The sequence below is a fragment of the Citrobacter sp. wls615 genome (assembly GCF_005281355.1).
In the GTDB taxonomy this organism is placed as follows: domain Bacteria; phylum Pseudomonadota; class Gammaproteobacteria; order Enterobacterales; family Enterobacteriaceae; genus Citrobacter; species Citrobacter werkmanii.
The window spans coordinates 264,882-281,561 of record NZ_SZXM01000027.1; the positions used below are offsets into that span (position 1 = coordinate 264,882).

17 protein-coding genes, 1 other RNA gene and 1 pseudogene are annotated in these 16,680 nt (G+C 51.4%); 10 read left to right on the top strand and 9 right to left on the bottom strand.

The features are described 5' to 3' along the window. Positions 1-104: 104 nt before the first annotated feature. Positions 105-755 (bottom strand): multidrug efflux transporter transcriptional repressor AcrR, encoded by a 651-nt coding sequence (gene acrR / locus FDX04_RS10925; RefSeq protein WP_137370920.1) that lies wholly within the window; start codon positions 753-755, stop codon positions 105-107. 141 nt (positions 756-896) lie between these two features. Here acrR and acrA point away from each other — a divergent pair, with 141 nt between their 5' ends. The 6 genes from acrA (at position 897) to FDX04_RS10955 (ending at position 7,690) form a co-directional block, all read left to right on the top strand. Next, positions 897-2,090, top strand: a complete 1,194-nt coding sequence (gene acrA, locus FDX04_RS10930; protein WP_038638348.1) for a multidrug efflux RND transporter periplasmic adaptor subunit AcrA — start codon at positions 897-899, stop codon at positions 2,088-2,090. 22 nt (positions 2,091-2,112) lie between these two features. After that, positions 2,113-5,262 carry an efflux RND transporter permease AcrB gene (gene acrB / locus FDX04_RS10935; RefSeq protein WP_038638345.1) on the top strand — a complete coding sequence of 1,050 codons (3,150 nt, stop codon included), beginning with the start codon at positions 2,113-2,115 and terminating at the stop codon, positions 5,260-5,262. A 487-nt stretch (positions 5,263-5,749) separates the two neighbouring features. After that, the gene (tomB, locus tag FDX04_RS10940; protein ID WP_003021733.1) at positions 5,750-6,124 is read left to right on the top strand and encodes an Hha toxicity modulator TomB; all 375 of its coding nucleotides are present in this window, start codon (positions 5,750-5,752) and stop codon (positions 6,122-6,124) included. A 27-nt stretch (positions 6,125-6,151) separates the two neighbouring features. Continuing rightward, positions 6,152-6,370, top strand: a complete 219-nt coding sequence (locus FDX04_RS10945) for an HHA domain-containing protein (RefSeq protein WP_002892050.1) — start codon at positions 6,152-6,154, stop codon at positions 6,368-6,370. A gap of 181 nt (positions 6,371-6,551) precedes the next feature. Next, positions 6,552-7,103 (top strand): maltose O-acetyltransferase, encoded by a 552-nt coding sequence (maa, locus tag FDX04_RS10950; RefSeq protein ID WP_137360422.1) that lies wholly within the window; start codon positions 6,552-6,554, stop codon positions 7,101-7,103. A 116-nt stretch (positions 7,104-7,219) separates the two neighbouring features. Further along, positions 7,220-7,690, top strand: coding sequence for a YlaC family protein (locus tag FDX04_RS10955; protein ID WP_042310054.1), 471 nt, complete (start codon positions 7,220-7,222; stop codon positions 7,688-7,690). A 73-nt stretch (positions 7,691-7,763) separates the two neighbouring features. On the opposite strand, the gene ykgO is transcribed toward FDX04_RS10955, so the two are convergent. Together ykgO and FDX04_RS10965 are read right to left on the bottom strand one after the other, a co-directional pair. Continuing rightward, on the bottom strand, positions 7,764-7,904 hold the full coding sequence (gene ykgO / locus FDX04_RS10960) for a type B 50S ribosomal protein L36 (RefSeq protein ID WP_005125190.1): 141 nt from the start codon (positions 7,902-7,904) through the stop codon (positions 7,764-7,766). Between the two features lies 1 nt (position 7,905). Further along, entirely contained in the window at positions 7,906-8,166 is a 261-nt protein-coding gene (locus FDX04_RS10965; RefSeq protein WP_038638331.1) for a type B 50S ribosomal protein L31, read from the bottom strand. A gap of 187 nt (positions 8,167-8,353) precedes the next feature. Between FDX04_RS10965 and FDX04_RS10970 the strand changes: the two genes are divergently transcribed. After that, entirely contained in the window at positions 8,354-9,907 is a 1,554-nt protein-coding gene (locus FDX04_RS10970; RefSeq protein WP_137360421.1) for an EAL domain-containing protein, read from the top strand. A gap of 51 nt (positions 9,908-9,958) precedes the next feature. Here FDX04_RS10970 and FDX04_RS10975 read toward each other — a convergent pair whose 3' ends face one another. Both FDX04_RS10975 and FDX04_RS10980 read right to left on the bottom strand, forming a co-directional pair. Then, a complete protein-coding gene (locus FDX04_RS10975) occupies positions 9,959-10,312 on the bottom strand; it encodes a DUF1428 domain-containing protein (protein WP_042310059.1) in 354 nt (117 codons plus the stop codon). A 64-nt stretch (positions 10,313-10,376) separates the two neighbouring features. Then, positions 10,377-11,006, bottom strand: a complete 630-nt coding sequence (locus tag FDX04_RS10980; RefSeq protein ID WP_137360420.1) for a YitT family protein — start codon at positions 11,004-11,006, stop codon at positions 10,377-10,379. Positions 11,007-11,093: 87 nt separating this feature from the next. Here FDX04_RS10980 and FDX04_RS10985 point away from each other — a divergent pair, with 87 nt between their 5' ends. Further along, entirely contained in the window at positions 11,094-12,521 is a 1,428-nt protein-coding gene (locus tag FDX04_RS10985) for a PLP-dependent aminotransferase family protein (RefSeq protein WP_137370921.1), read from the top strand. A gap of 69 nt (positions 12,522-12,590) precedes the next feature. Here the strand turns inward: FDX04_RS10985 and ffs are convergent. Continuing rightward, positions 12,591-12,687: signal recognition particle sRNA small type (gene ffs, locus FDX04_RS10990), an RNA gene on the bottom strand. Between the two features lie 84 nt (positions 12,688-12,771). On the opposite strand from ffs, the pseudogene FDX04_RS10995 reads away from it, so the two are divergent. Then, positions 12,772-13,161 (top strand): annotated as a pseudogene (locus FDX04_RS10995) (MGMT family protein). 31 nt (positions 13,162-13,192) lie between these two features. On the opposite strand, the gene FDX04_RS11000 reads toward FDX04_RS10995, so the two are convergent. After that, positions 13,193-13,762, bottom strand: a complete 570-nt coding sequence (locus FDX04_RS11000) for a YbaY family lipoprotein (RefSeq protein ID WP_042310078.1) — start codon at positions 13,760-13,762, stop codon at positions 13,193-13,195. Positions 13,763-13,973: 211 nt separating this feature from the next. On the opposite strand from FDX04_RS11000, the gene tesB reads away from it, so the two are divergent. Continuing rightward, positions 13,974-14,834, top strand: a complete 861-nt coding sequence (tesB, locus tag FDX04_RS11005) for an acyl-CoA thioesterase II (protein WP_042310080.1) — start codon at positions 13,974-13,976, stop codon at positions 14,832-14,834. 72 nt (positions 14,835-14,906) lie between these two features. Here the strand turns inward: tesB and amtB are convergent, their stop codons facing one another. Continuing rightward, positions 14,907-16,193, bottom strand: coding sequence for an ammonium transporter AmtB (gene amtB / locus FDX04_RS11010; protein ID WP_042310082.1), 1,287 nt, complete (start codon positions 16,191-16,193; stop codon positions 14,907-14,909). Positions 16,194-16,224: 31 nt separating this feature from the next. Next, on the bottom strand, positions 16,225-16,563 hold the full coding sequence (gene glnK, locus FDX04_RS11015; protein ID WP_006685697.1) for a P-II family nitrogen regulator: 339 nt from the start codon (positions 16,561-16,563) through the stop codon (positions 16,225-16,227). Between the last annotated feature and the right edge of the window lie 117 nt (positions 16,564-16,680).

A 16,680-nucleotide genomic window follows, 5' to 3' on the forward strand; every position in this document is an offset into this window, starting at 1 on the left:
AAAAGTGACCGGAAATAGTCAAGCGGCAAGAATATCACGGCTGTGAGCGGCAGAATAGCAGCAGGCAAAACGACCAGGATAATTCCTGGTTCAGACCGCAAAAGTTAGCAGGATTTCGCCACATTAACCCGCAGGCTTGGGCAGAGAAGACACATCTCCAACAGCACTGCGACGTATTCACGCGCTTCTTTTTTCAGATCAAAAGATTCAGGGGCAAATAACCAGTTCTCTATAATTCCGGTAACATAGCTACGCAGCAGCACCGCCACGCGCCGCGTGTTCAGATTTTCCGGCAGCATGTTGGCATTCATGCAGTGCCGCAATGTTTGTTCGATACGGTCGTAATTCTCAATACACAGACTGCGTTGAGCTAGCTGAACAGCGGCCATTTCCCCGACAAATTCGCATTTGTGGAATATAATTTCCAACAACAAACGTCGACGTTCTTCTGTCACGGTAGCTTCAAGAACGTAAATTAAAATTTCTCTTAATACTGATAGTGGATCGTCGGGGAATTTTGCTTGATACTCAGTCTCTAACTCATCAATGTTAGGTTTTGCTAGCTCCCAAATTTCACTGAATAAATCCGATTTGTTTTTGAAATGCCAATAGATTGCGCCGCGCGTGACACCAGCGGCTTTTGCGATCTCCGCAAGCGAGGTGGATGATACCCCTTGTTGCGAAAACAAACGCAGAGCAACATCGAGAATGTGCTGTCGTGTTTCCTGTGCTTGTTGTTTGGTTTTTCGTGCCATAGGTCAGTGAATTTACAGGTGTTAGATTTACATACATTTGTGAATGTATGTACCATAGCACGACGATAATATAAACGCAGCAATGGGTTTATGGGCTTTAAGCCATTGATCAATTTGAAATCGGACACTCGAGGTTTACATATGAACAAAAACAGAGGGTTAACGCCTCTGGCAGTCGTTCTGATGCTCTCAGGCAGCTTAGCGCTAACAGGATGTGACGACAAACAGGCCCAACAAGGGGGCCAGCAGATGCCAGAGGTTGGAGTTGTTACGCTCAAAACTGAACCTCTACAGATAACAACCGAACTCCCGGGTCGCACCAGTGCGTATCGCATTGCTGAAGTTCGTCCTCAGGTTAGCGGCATCATCCTGAAACGTAATTTCACGGAAGGTGGTGACATCGAAGCGGGTGTATCTCTCTATCAGATTGATCCTGCGACTTATCAGGCCGCTTATGAGAGCGCAAAAGGCGATCTGGCCAAAGCACAAGCCGCAGCAAATATCGCTCAACTGACGGTTAAACGTTATCAGAAACTGTTGGGTACTAAGTACATCAGTCAACAGGATTACGATAGCGCGCTGGCAGACGCACAGCAGGCGAACGCCGCCGTCGTCGCCGCGAAAGCCGCGGTAGAAACTGCACGCATCAATCTGGCCTATACCAAAGTGACGTCGCCGATCAGCGGCCGCATTGGTAAGTCATCCGTTACGGAAGGTGCTCTGGTGCAAAACGGTCAGGCGACCGCACTGGCTACCGTTCAGCAGTTGGACCCTATCTATGTGGACGTGACGCAGTCAAGTAACGATTTCCTGCGCCTGAAACAAGAGTTGGCCAACGGCACGCTGAAGCAAGAGAACGGTAAAGCGAAAGTCGAGCTGGTGACCAATGACGGCATTAAGTTCCCGCAGGCCGGTACGCTGGAATTTTCCGATGTTACGGTAGATCAAACCACCGGTTCGATTACGTTACGCGCAATCTTCCCTAACCCGGATCACACCTTACTGCCGGGAATGTTCGTCCGTGCTCGTCTGGAAGAAGGGACTAACCCAACTGCATTACTGGTTCCGCAGCAAGGCGTTACCCGCACACCGCGTGGTGATGCCAGTGCCTTGGTTATCGGTGCAGATAACAAAGTTGAAATGCGTCAAATTGTCGCCGCACAAGCGATTGGCGATAAATGGTTAGTCACTGATGGACTTAAGCCGGGCGACCGCGTGATTGTCACTGGGTTGCAAAAAGTACGTCCTGGCGCGCAGGTAAAAGCCCAGGAGATTACCGCGGATAATAACCAGCAAGCCGCAAGCGGTAGCCAACCTGAACAGTCCAAGTCTTAACTTAAACAGGAGCCGTTAAGACATGCCTAATTTCTTTATCGATCGCCCAATATTTGCGTGGGTGATCGCCATTATCATCATGTTGGCAGGGGGGCTCGCGATCCTCAAATTGCCGGTAGCGCAATATCCGACTATTGCACCGCCAGCAGTGACGATCTCCGCGACCTACCCTGGCGCTGATGCCAAAACAGTACAGGATACTGTTACGCAGGTTATCGAACAGAATATGAACGGTATCGATAACCTGATGTACATGTCCTCAAACAGTGACTCCACGGGTACCGTGCAGATCACCCTAACCTTCCAGTCTGGTACTGATGCGGACATTGCGCAGGTACAGGTGCAGAACAAACTGCAGCTGGCTATGCCGTTACTGCCGCAGGAAGTACAGCAGCAAGGGGTTAGCGTTGAGAAGTCATCCAGCAGCTTTCTGATGGTCGTCGGTGTTATCAACACCAATGGCACCATGACGCAGGAGGATATTTCCGACTACGTTGGCGCCAACATGAAGGATGCCATTAGCCGTACTTCAGGCGTGGGCGACGTTCAGCTGTTCGGTTCGCAGTACGCAATGCGTATCTGGATGGATCCGAACAAACTGAACAATTTCCAGCTGACACCGGTTGATGTCATCAACGCAATCAAAGCGCAAAACGCCCAGGTTGCAGCCGGTCAGTTAGGTGGTACGCCGCCGGTGAAAGGCCAGCAGCTTAACGCGTCGATCATCGCGCAGACCCGTCTGACCTCCGCCGATGAGTTCAGCAAAATTCTGCTGAAAGTAAATCAGGATGGTTCCCAGGTTCGTTTGCGTGACGTGGCGAAAGTAGAGCTGGGCGGCGAGAACTACGACATCATTGCGAAGTTCAACGGTAAACCGGCATCCGGTCTGGGTATCAAGCTGGCGACAGGCGCTAACGCCCTGGACACGGCAAATGCTATCCGCGACGAACTGAAGAAGATGGAACCGTTCTTCCCGTCAGGTCTGAAGATCGTTTACCCATATGACACCACACCGTTCGTGAAAATCTCTATTCACGAAGTGGTGAAAACGCTGGCGGAAGCGATCATCCTCGTGTTCCTGGTCATGTATCTGTTCCTGCAGAACTTCCGCGCGACGTTGATTCCGACTATCGCCGTACCGGTGGTGCTGTTGGGTACTTTTGCCGTCCTTGCGATTTTCGGCTTCTCGATAAACACCCTGACGATGTTCGGGATGGTGCTCGCCATTGGCCTGTTGGTGGATGACGCCATCGTGGTGGTCGAGAACGTTGAGCGTGTTATGGCGGAAGAAGGACTACCGCCGAAGGAAGCGACACGTAAATCAATGGGCCAGATTCAGGGCGCGCTGGTGGGTATCGCGATGGTGCTGTCAGCGGTATTTATCCCGATGGCATTCTTCGGGGGGTCTACCGGTGCAATTTACCGTCAGTTCTCCATCACCATTGTTTCCGCGATGGCGTTGTCAGTACTGGTGGCATTGATTCTGACCCCTGCTCTGTGTGCGACCATGCTCAAACCGATTGCTAAAGGCGATCACGGAGAAGGTAAAAAAGGCTTCTTCGGCTGGTTTAACCGCATGTTCGATAAGAGCACGCACCATTACACCGACAGCGTGGGCGGTATTCTGCGCAGTACCGGTCGTTATCTGGCGCTGTATCTGATCATCGTCGTGGGCATGGCCTATCTGTTCGTTCGTCTGCCAAGTTCGTTCCTGCCAGATGAAGACCAGGGGGTATTCCTGTCCATGGCTCAGCTGCCAGCGGGTGCAACGCAAGAGCGTACCCAGAAGGTGCTGGACGAAATGACGGATTACTATCTGACGAAAGAAAAAGCGAACGTTGAATCGGTATTCGCCGTTAACGGCTTCGGTTTTGCGGGTCGTGGTCAGAACACCGGTATCGCGTTCGTCTCGCTGAAAGACTGGAGTGAACGCCCAGGTAAAGAGAATAAAGTTGAGGCGATTACCGAGCGTGCGATGGGCGCATTCTCGCAGATTAAAGATGCAATGGTCTTTGCCTTTAACCTGCCAGCCATTGTGGAGTTAGGTACCGCCACCGGTTTTGACTTCCAGTTGATTGACCAGGCAGGTTTGGGCCATGAAAAACTGACCCAGGCACGTAACCAGCTGTTTGGTGAAGTTGCGAAACATCCTGATCTGTTAGTCGGCGTACGTCCTAACGGTCTGGAAGATACGCCGCAGTTCAAGATCGATATCGATCAGGAAAAAGCGCAGGCTCTGGGTGTTTCCATTAGTGATATTAATACAACGCTGGGTGCAGCATGGGGCGGAAGCTACGTGAATGACTTCATCGACCGTGGTCGTGTGAAGAAAGTTTACGTCATGTCTGAAGCGAAATACCGTATGTTACCGGAAGATATTGGCAACTGGTACGTCCGCGGCAGCGATGGACAGATGGTCCCATTCTCCGCCTTCTCTACCTCACGTTGGGAATATGGTTCACCGCGTCTGGAACGCTATAACGGTCTGCCTTCCATGGAGATCTTAGGCCAGGCCGCACCGGGTAAAAGTACCGGTGAAGCGATGGCAATGATGGAGCAACTGGCCAGCAAACTGCCATCCGGTATCGGTTATGACTGGACAGGTATGTCCTATCAGGAACGACTGTCTGGCAACCAGGCCCCTGCTCTGTATGCCATTTCACTGATCGTCGTCTTCCTGTGCCTGGCGGCATTGTACGAGAGCTGGTCTATTCCGTTCTCCGTAATGCTAGTGGTACCGTTGGGGGTTATAGGCGCATTGCTGGCGGCAACGTTCCGTGGCCTGACTAACGACGTTTACTTCCAGGTAGGCCTGCTCACAACCATTGGGTTGTCGGCGAAGAACGCGATACTTATCGTCGAATTCGCCAAGGACTTGATGGATAAAGAGGGCAAAGGACTGATTGAGGCAACGCTGGACGCGGTCCGCATGCGTTTACGTCCGATCCTCATGACGTCACTGGCTTTTATTCTGGGCGTAATGCCGCTGGTAATCAGTTCCGGCGCAGGTTCCGGCGCGCAGAACGCCGTTGGTACTGGCGTAATGGGCGGGATGGTGACGGCAACCGTGTTGGCTATCTTCTTTGTTCCGGTGTTCTTTGTGGTGGTACGCCGCCGCTTTAGCCGCAAAAATGAAGATATTGAGCATAGCCACTCAGTCGATCATCATTGATACCTCTCTAAAGATAAGGCCGCGCAAGCGGCCTTTTTTCTGGAAAAATCATAAAATCCACTTATTGCGATTCTGTTTATTTGCTCCAGCTTAAATAAGCGATATAATCCCTGTAGCCTTAAAGGCTATTCTTAAAAAGTGTTGAGAGTTCTTATTTACGTTAATAAATATTAAGATTATTCCTAGCTATCGGTCGATCTTGTCGGTTGTTGCCTGTTGTTGCTATAGCTAATCAAGATAACCCGATGATTGCCCGAAGAATAAAGAATTTGTCCGATTTCGAATAACTGCATTTATCTGTTAAAATGTAAAAATGACGCTACATCATAATTTTGCATAATTGTAATTTTTCGTGATATGACGATGAAATCTTTTTTAGAGTAGATTATAGTTAAATCATCAGGAGTCGCGGGCAAGTTCCAGGTAGTTTGTTGTATCCATCCCGAAGGTGTTCGGTTAGTTTAAGCCACGAAGAAGGGGATGCGTTATGGATGAATACTCACCCAAAAGACATGATATCGCGCAGCTTAAATTTCTCTGCGAAACTCTGTATCATGACTGTCTTGCAAACCTTGAACAAAGTAACCATGGCTGGGTTAACGACCCTACCTCTGCAACCAGCTTACAGCTCAATGAACTGATAGAGCATATTGCAACCTTCGCACTTAATTATAAAATTAAGTACAATGAGGACAATAAGCTGATTGCGCAGATAGATGAATACCTGGATGACACTTTTATGTTGTTCAGCAGTTATGGTATTAATACGCAGGATCTGCAGAAATGGCGGAAATCAGGTAATCGACTGTTTCGCTGTTTTGTCAATGCCACCAGGGCTAATCCTGTTAGTTTGTCTTGTTAAAAATTATTACAATCATAGGTAAGAGTTATGTCTGATAAACCATTAACTAAAACAGATTATTTGATGCGGCTGCGACGCTGCCAGACAATTGACACGCTTGAGCGCGTTATTGAAAAAAATAAATATGAATTGTCCGACAACGAACTGGCTGTATTTTACTCAGCAGCGGATCACCGCCTTGCTGAATTGACCATGAATAAGCTCTACGACAAGATTCCAACTTCCGTTTGGAAATTCATTCGCTAATTGTTCTCAAGGTTAAGTCAGGTATAGCGGTACATTTGTCTGACTGACCATTTTCGCACTTACAATGGTTATTTAATTCAAATCACGTGACAACGATCACAGTGAAGTAACGGGAACGTTCCCCTTATTTGCATTGCGTTTTACTGTGCTGAAATGTTCATCAGTACACAGGGAATTCGTAATGAGTAAAGAAGAGCAGAAAATGATCGCCGGTGAACTCTATCGCCCGGCAGATGAAACGTTGCGCGACGACCGACTACGCGCTCGTCAGTTGACCCATCGCTACAATCTCACTGCGCCAGACGCAAAAAGTGAGCGTCAGGCCATCCTGCATGATCTGTTGGGTCAAAGCGAGGGCGCGTATATTGAACCCTCTTTCCGCTGTGATTACGGTTATAACATCTACCTCGGTAAAGAATTTTACGCCAACTTCGACTGCGTCATGCTTGATGTCTGTCCAATCCATATTGGCGATAACTGCATGCTGGCACCCGGCGTCCATATCTACACAGCCACGCATCCGCTTGATGCGACCGAACGCAACAGCGGTCTGGAGCTGGGAAAACCCGTCACTATTGGCAACAACGTCTGGATAGGCGGACGTGCAGTAATAAATCCAGGCGTAACGCTCGGAGATAATGTCGTTGTAGCATCTGGCGCGGTGGTGACGAAAAGCGTTCCGGCAAACAGCGTAGTCGGCGGTAATCCCGCGAGGATCATCAAAACACTGTGATCTTAAATGTAACTGTTATGCTAAATTGTGGTTAATCTGTTACTTTCTTCAGAAGGTGTCCCCTTTTAAAATAGGGCGATCCCTCCTGAATTTTGCAGATATCACGAAGGCAAGAGATGACAGAAATACAGCGCCTGCTTACCGAAACAATCGACGACTTAAATATTCGCGAGAAGCGCGACAACAAACCGCGCTTTAGCATCAGCTTTATTCGCAAACATCCGGGGCTGTTTATCGGTATGTATGTGGCGTGGTTTGCTACGCTGGCGGTAATGCTACAGTCAGAAACGCTGGTCGATTCGGTATGGCTGCTGGTAGTACTGTTTGTCATACTTAACGGCTTTTTCTTTTTCGACGTGGCGCCGCGCTATCGCTATGAAGACATCGACGTCCTGGATTTCAGAGTTTGCTATAACGGTGAATGGTACAACACGCGTTTTGTTCCATCCTCACTGATCGACTCTATTTTGCACTCCCCTTCAGTTGATAGCGAACATAAAGCACAGTTGCAAAAGATGATTTCACGTAAAGGCGAACTCTCGTTCTACGATGTGTTTACGCTCACCCGCCCGCAGGCCAGCCAGTAATTTCGCCGTTACCATAAAAAAGTGCGTCCCTGTAAAGGAAACGCACTTTAATCCCTGAATGCTGGCAATGAAACTAACGTCTTTTTTTACGACCCTGTACCGCTTTAAATCGCGGATTCGTTTTACAGATAACATACAAGCGCCCTTTGCGTTTCACTATCTGGCAGTCAGGGTGCCGCTGTTTTGCGCTGCGAAGCGAATTGAGTACCTGCATTTTAACCTCGCTTAGCACCAATAAAATGACCAAAACGTTTCTGGAAGCGCGCTGCGCTACCTTCGTTATCAAAGGTCTTTTGTTTTCCGGTGTAGTATGGATGTGACTTAGAGGAGATATCGAGGGTCACATACGGGTACGTTTTCCCCTCGAACTCAATCTCACGTTCGGTTTTGATGGTCGAACCGACCTTAAAATATTCATTGGCACTGGTATCGTGAAACACCACGGTACGATAAAAAGGATGGATATCCGGTTTCATGGCAACCTCAATTGTTACGTTATAACATAACCACCAAAATACACCACTCTTGTTTAAATCACAACCTGATTTACGCTACGGACAAACAAACGGGATGATAAGTGGCCCTAAATATATGATGCCAATCGAATAGCTTTTTCGGCTTTCAGATATACTTTCCTTACGCTGTGTTAATAAGGATATCATTGTGACAACACGACATCTGATAAGCCTGGTAACCGGGGTGCTGTTTCTTTCTATTCTCGCGCCCGTAGGTTTAAGCTTGTGGCTGGCACATCGTCAGGTCGAAACAAAATTTATCGATGAACTCGATATGTTCTCAACACGAGCCGCATTGCGCACGGAACGCGTCGGCGAGCAGGCCAGGAAAGCATTACGCCACATAGAATCCTTTCAGGGGGTGCCTTGTAGTGACGAGCATCTGCTGGAAATGCGTCGCTTGTCATATAGCTATCGCTATATTCAGGAAGTGCTGTATCTCAAAGATAATGTTCCACAATGTTCTTCTCTGGAAAAAAGCAGCCAGGCTGCCGCATTTCCACCGGCAATGAAAGTCACGCCGGATGGATATCGCGCATGGCTTACTACGCAAAATGATTTGGGCATCAAGCGTTTTATGGCAGCTTTAGGTAGCGAGCATTATGTTGTAATGGTCGATCCGGGCTCCTTTATTGACGTCATCCCGTTTGGCTCATGGCCGATAGAAGTCACAATCATTGGCACCGCGCGCAACGTGGTGGTTGCCAGTAGCGCCGCGCTGCCATCAGACGTTTTGCAACACGTGAAACAAGAACATTCGATCACTCATTTTCAGAAAGGTAGCAGTATTTTTAATGCTCGCCCCTTCCCCGAACTGGGCATCACGATCGTCACCTGGGCATCTACCCTACCATTACAGAAAACCTGGCACCGACAGGCCCTGATCTGGGTCCCGGCAGGGATTATCATCGGCCTGCTTACCGCCGCCTTTATTCTGCGCATTTTGCGCCGCTTACAGTCCCCCCATCACCAGTTGCAGGATGCCATCCAGAATCGGGATATCAAGGTCCATTACCAGCCGATTATCTCACTCACAACGGGAAAAGTGGTCGGGGCAGAAGCGCTGGCCCGTTGGCAGCAGGCCGATGGGAGCTATTTGTCGCCCGAAATTTTTGTCGCGATGGCGCAGGAGACCGGACTGACAAAACCCCTCACGCGTTTGATAATTGAAAGCGTGTTTGACGATTTAGGAAAATGGCTGCGTCAACATCCGGATCAGCATATCTCCATTAACCTTGAGTCAGCCGATCTGGCTTCTGAAACGCTTCCCGCTCTGTTAGGCCAGAAGGTAAAACACTGGCAGCTTAAGCCAGCGCAAATCGCGCTGGAACTGACCGAACGCGAGTTTGCCGATCCGAAAAACAGCGCGCCGTTTATTGCTAAATATCGTCAGGCGGGACACTCGATATACATCGATGACTTTGGGACCGGCTATTCCAGCCTGAGCTATTTACAGGATCTGGATGTGGACATCCTGAAGATAGATAAATCCTTTGTTGATGCCCTGGAGTACAACAACGTGACGCCGCATATCATTGAGATTGCCAAAACGCTGAAGCTGGAAATGGTGGCAGAAGGTATCGAAACTGAAAATCAGGAAGCCTGGCTACGACAACATGGCGTGCAGTATGGTCAGGGCTGGCTTTACAGTAAGGCACTGCCAAAAGCGGAATTTATTCTGTGGGCTGAAAAACGGCTTTAACAGGGCTGTTGATGTTGAGATGGCTGGCGGCACGCCGCACAGCCAGTCACATCACTCGTCCATAATGGGCGCAAATCCACCGTAGATCATTCGCTTGCCATCAAATGGCATAGATTCACCGAATTCCTTCATACGGGGATCGGACATCATCTTCTGATTCGCCGCATCGCGGACCTCTTTGGATGGGTATTCAATCCAGCTGAATACCACCTCTTCATGATCCTGCGCTTTCACTGCCATGCGAAAATCGGTCAATTTGCCGTCGGGGACATCATCAGCCCAGCACTCCACCACGCGTAATGCGCCGAACTCCTTGAAAAGCGGAGCTGCTTTTGCCGCCATCGCAATGTACGCCTCCTTATTTTCAGCGGGTACGGCAACCACAAAACCATCAACATACTTCATGAGAAAAACCTCCGAAGTTTACTGCGCGGCAAGCCGATTCTGACCGCGTCAGTCGAGGTTAAGTTTAGTCGCCAGCGGACGATCGTGCCCCAGACTCACTCCTGACACGAATGCGCGACTGTGGCTGGTGGCGAAACCACGGCAGGCAAATCTGAATTAACGGCCCAATAGCCAGCGCATACAATACCGTGCCAACCCCCACGGTTCCCCCCAACAGCCAACCGATAAGCAACACGGACACTTCAATAGCGGTGCGAATGCGTCGTACTGGCCATCCGGTACGTGCGTGAATACCGGTCATCAGACCGTCCCGTGGGCCCGCGCCAAAACCAGCGCCAATGTATAAACTGGTGGCTAATGCATTCAGTATCACCGCCGTCACCAGCAGGCCGCTGCGCGCCAGCAGGGATTCAAATCCCGGGATCACCACCAGCGCGGCATCTGCAGCCAGCCCAATCATAATGACATTGCTCAGGGTGCCAAATCCGGGACGCTGGCGTAGCGGTATCCACGCCAGCAGCACCAACACGCCTACGACAATAATCACCACGCCGATATTCATCGACAGTAAATTGGCCACGCCCAGGTGAAATACGTTCCACGGATCGGCCCCTAAATCGGCACGAACAAACATGGCTGTCGACACACCGTACAGCGCCAGACCGATATACAGCTGAAGTAAACGACGCAGCATGCTTTTTCCCTCTCACTCTCAGATAGCTTTCATCTTCCCCGTAATTGGCACTATGATTAATGTCCAGTTTTCAAAAAGTGGACTGCTATGTCATCTCGCCGTTATGGAAGTCAGTCTTTGCAGCGCCTGCTCGGCCACTGGCAGGAAAGCCCTTCGCGAACGCCCCTCTGGCGACAGTTGGCAGAAGCGCTACGTCTATTGATTCTCGATGGTCGTCTGGCGCTGGATAGCCGCTTGCCTGGCGAGCGTGAACTCGCTGCCGTTCTGGAAGTGAGCCGAACCACCGTTGCCAGTGCTATGGCGCAACTGCGTGAGGAAGGCTATCTGGAGAGCCGTCATGGGAGCGGTTCACGGGTTATTCTGCCGGAACACATTCGCCACGTGCCAACGCGAACCAGCGCTGGCACTGCGCTTGATTTGTCCACGGCAGCGCTCAGTGCCGGTCCCGAAATTCATCAGGCTTATCAGCAAGCGTTGTTCGCGATGCCGCAGCATCTGCTGAGTTCCGGGTATCTGCCGCAGGGGCTGGCAGCTTTACGTGAATCCATCGCCTGGCATTATTGCGAGCGCGGACTCCCCACGCAGCCCGATGAAATAATGGTGGTGAATGGCGCGGTCAGCGGTCTGGCGCTGATCCTGCGTTTGCTGACAGGTCCTGGCGATCGCGTCGTCGTTGATCACCCCACGTATCCGCTGGCGATTGCCGCTATTCAGGGCGCATCTTGTCGGCCTGTTGGCGTGTCGCTACCCGAGCAGGGTTGGGATACGGCCGGTCTGGTCGCCACCATCGCGCAAACGGCGCCCAGAATGGCCTACCTGATGCCAGACTTTCATAACCCGACCGGGCGCTGCATGGACGCCGCAACCCGCCAGGTTATCGCAGATATTGCCGAAAGAACGCGTACCACGTTGGTAGTCGATGAGACGATGGTGAACCTGTGGTACGACGCCCCGCCACCACCGCCGCTTGCCGCGTTCAATCGCGATGCCCCAATCATTTTACTGGGTTCGGCAGGGAAAAGCTTTTGGGGAGGATTACGTTTGGGTTGGATTCGGACTTCGTCACGAACAATTGCCGCCCTGGTACAAACCCGCGACACCTTCGATTTGGGCTCTCCGGTACTTGAACAACTCGCCACCCGTTGGTTGTTGGATAACGCTGAGCGCTTTCTGCCTGACAGAAGACGGTTGCTGACATCGCAGCGCGATCTGTGTTCCAGTCTGATGTATACACATTTCCCGGAATGGCAGTTTACCCAACCACAAGGAGGACTCTCTTTCTGGGTCGAACTGCCCGATACGCTGGCGACGCTCTTTGCTGCACGCGCCGAAAGCGCGGGGATTCAGTTAGGAACCGGTACGCGCTTCGGCCTCGATGGCGCATTCGATCGTTTTTTGCGCATGCCCTTCACATTGCCGGATGATACAGCACGCGCCGCCTTCAGGGTGTTGCAACCCATTTGGGATAACCTGCGTTTGCAGGCCAGCAGCGGGAAAATGCGCAAAATAATTTAATTTTGCCCTGGCATCACACCAGGCGGGAGCAATACGAAGAAATTGCCGGACGGCAGAATTGGGTGGGGGCCCTGCCAGCTACATCCCGGCACACACGTCATCTGCCTTGGCTGCTTCCTTCCGGACCTGACCTGGTAAACAGAGTAGTGTTGCGGGAGAACCAACAGAGCCCCCATTGAGAGCGTTGTTAACCAACGCGCAGGCGCATTATCACTGCTGCACCCTGTAAATGCAACCCATCCAGCATCGGATGCTGTTTTCTTGCGCAATGCGGCTTCACTCACTCGCCATTCAGGATTATGCTGAAGGATTAGCGCAGGAATAAATGATGGATATACAAGACACTTTCCCCCAACGCGTCTGGCAAATTGTCGCGTCAATCCCCGAAGGATTCGTCACCACCTATGGCGATGTCGCCAGACTTGCCGGATCGCCGCGCGCTGCGCGCCAGGTAGGCGGCGTGCTTAAGCGTCTCCCCGAAGGTAGTTCCCTGCCCTGGCATCGGGTCGTCAATCGCCACGGTGCTATTTCACTGACGGGCCCCGATCTGCAACGACAACGTCAGGCGTTGCTGGCAGAAGGCATTGTCGTTTCCGGCAGCGGGCAAATCGATTTACAGCGCTATCGCTGGGTGTACTAACCCTCTCCTCATGGAGAGGGTTACGACTGCCTTAATACTGCGTGGGAGCAGGAACGGCAGAAGACGGGGTCACCTGGGTTGGTGAGGTCGAAGGCACCGTGGTGGTTGCGCCGCCGCCAGCATTAAGCGGGACTGCGGTCTGCTGCACGGGAACCAAAGTCAGGTCGGCTTTCGTCCCGCCCTGATTGATAACCGTCTGAACGGTATCGGTAATAAAGACCAGTTTGCCATTCACCGTAATTGCGGCACTCAGCAGAATACGCGCGTTGGGCTGAATATCTGCCGGGTTAAACGGTAATACGAAGCTGAATGGCGCTTGCTTACCTTCAGTACGCACCGCTTTTTGCGACAGCACTTTTGACGGCGCATCGGCCAGCGACGCATCCGACAGCGTGACGGTCAGCACCGCATCCGGTGGCAGAGCCACTTTCTGGCGGATCCATACCGTACCAGAGACATTGGGCTGTTGAATTTTAGACTGTGTGTCAGAAATTGACGTATTAGGGCTTGGCGCAGGTGTCTGAATATCTGCACTTTTATCGGCGCAGGCTGCCAGAGAGACTGCAACCGCTAAACCACTTACCATGTGCACGAGTTTCATTAAATTCTCCTTATCATCTATGCACCAGCGAGAACTTTCCTCGCCAGAAGAGTGGTTAACAAAAACATAACGTGATTAAGTGTGGCACAAGACAGCTGTTTTTGCCTGTAATAGGCCCGTAATTCAGACAATTGCACCCATCGGACCACTTTCAAAATTGCGTTATACTCTGCCTACCTCGCGCGACATCGATATCACCTGGAGAGCACGTATGAGTCTGGCACTGAAAAATTTGCTGACATTGTTAAATCTGGAAAAAATAGAAGAAGGACTCTTTCGCGGCCAAAGTGAAGACTTAGGATTACGTCAGGTTTTTGGCGGACAGGTTGTCGGTCAGGCGCTATATGCCGCGAAAGAAACCGTCCCGGAAGAACGTCTGGTGCACTCCTTTCACAGCTACTTTTTACGCCCCGGCGATAGCCAAAAACCCATCATTTATGATGTAGAAGTCCTGCGTGATGGTAACAGCTTCAGCGCACGCCGCGTTGCCGCAATCCAAAACGGTAAACCCATTTTTTATATGACAGCCTCTTTTCAGGCACCGGAAGACGGATTTGAACATCAGAAAACCATGCCGGATGCGCCGGGTCCCGATGAGTTGAAGTCAGAAACGGAAATTGCCCGCTCAGTGGCGCATTTGCTACCGCCGCTGTTGAAAGAAAAATTTATCAACGATCGCCCATTGGAAGTACGTCCGGTAGAGTTTCATAACCCCTTAAAAGGTCACGTCGCTCCTCCGACCCGTCAGGTATGGATCCGCGCCAACGGTCAGCTGCAAGACGATCTGCGCGTCCATCAGTATCTGCTGGGTTATGCCTCTGACCTGAACTTCCTGCCCGTCGCGTTGCAACCGTACGGGATTGGTTTCCTGGAAAAAGGGATTCAGATCGCCACCATTGACCACTCAATGTGGTTCCATCGTCCGTTCAATATCAATGAATGGCTGCTGTATAACGTCGAAAGTACTTCCGCCTCCGGTGCACGGGGCTTTGTGCGCGGAGAATTTTATACCCAGGATGGCGTGCTGGTCGCTTCTACCGTACAGGAAGGGGTAATGCGTAATCGCAATTGATGCCTTATCCGGCCTACAGACTACATCGTTGTAGGCCGGATAAACATTAGTGCCATCCGGCATATTGAGAAATCAGGCGTTGTAGGCGTTCTCGCCGTGACTGTTCACATCCAGACCTTCGCGTTCCTGCTCTTCTGGTACGCGCAGACCCACCGTCATATCCGCCAGCTTATAACCAATGAAGGCCACCACGCCGGACCAGACGATGGTAATCGCCACGCTTTCCAGTTGCACCAGTAACTGATGCCCCATGGTCACGCCCTCAGCAAACCCCACGCCTCCCAGAGAGCTGGCGGCAAAAACCCCGGTCAGGATGCAGCCGACAATGCCACATACGCCGTGAACACCAAACACATCACACGGATCGTCCACGCGCAGAAAACGCTTCAACATCGTCACCCCCCACAGGCCCGCCAGACCGGCTACCACGCCAATAATCAACGCCCCGCCGACACCGATATAGCCACAGGCAGGCGTTACGCCAACCAGACCCGCAACGGCCCCAGAACAGGCCCCCAGCAGAGACGGTTTACCGCGCAGCGCCCATTCCCCGAAGATCCACCCGAGGATGGCGGCAGCGGTGGCGACCACGGTATTGACGAAAGCCAGTGCAGCGATTTCATTCGCCATGCCCGCAGAACCGGCATTAAAGCCGAACCAGCCAATGTAGAGAATGGCGGTGCCGGTGAAGACCATCGGTAGGTTATGCGGTTTAAAGGCTTCTTTACCAAAACCAACGCGTTTGCCAATCAGATAAGCACCCACCAGACCGGCAATCGCCGCGTTGATATGTACAACCGTCCCGCCGGCAAAATCCAGTGCACCGTGAGAAGCCAGCAAACCGCCGCCCCAGACCATATGGGCTATTGGGATGTAAGACAGCGTTAACCACACCACCACAAAAATCAGTACCGCCGAGAAGCGAATACGCTCAGCCAGCGCCCCAACGATAAGCCCAACGGTGATACAGGCGAAAGAGCCCTGAAAAGCAACGTGAATGTACTGGTAGAAGCTCCCCGTGACCGCCGTCAGCGCGATGTTCTTCAGCAATACCCAATTGAAGTTGCCGAAGAAATTATTCCCTTCGCCAAAGGCCAGAGAGTAGCCATAAACCACCCATAAAATACAGACCAGGGCAAATGTCACCGTCACCTGAGTCAGCATCGACAACACGTTCTTACCGCGAATCAAACCGCCGTAAAACAGCGCAATGCCAGGAATGGTCATAAACAGCACCAGCGCGGTACAGATCATCATAAAAGCGTTATCCGCTTTGTCCGCGACCGCCGGTGCCGCCATCGCCAGTCCCGGCAACAGCGCCAGTGAAGCAATACCTGTTTTCATCGTTGCTATCTTCATTTTTTGGTTTCCTATCACTGTGTGCCAGACGTTACAGTGCGGCTTCGTCAGTTTCGCCGGTACGAATACGAATCACGCGTTGCAGCTCGGCGACAAAGATTTTGCCGTCGCCAATTTTTCCGGTGTAGGCCGCCTTGCTGATGACATCAATCACTTCATCCAGTTGGTCGTCGGCAATCGCCACATCAATCTTCACCTTGGGCAAAAAATTGACGCTATATTCAGCCCCACGGTACAGCTCGGCATGACCTTTCTGTCGGCCAAACCCCTTCACTTCGGTGACGGTCAGCCCCTGAATACCAATAGACGACAAGGCTTCGCGGACGTCTTCCAGTTTGAACGGTTTGATTACCACGGTAACCAGCTTCATAGATCCCCTCCAGTCAGAATTCAGTAGTGGCTGCAGATACACCAGATGAATACTGCAAGGGGTGTGCCAGGAATGAAAATGGCAGGATGGTTCGGGCTAGCCGAGGAGGGTTGAGGG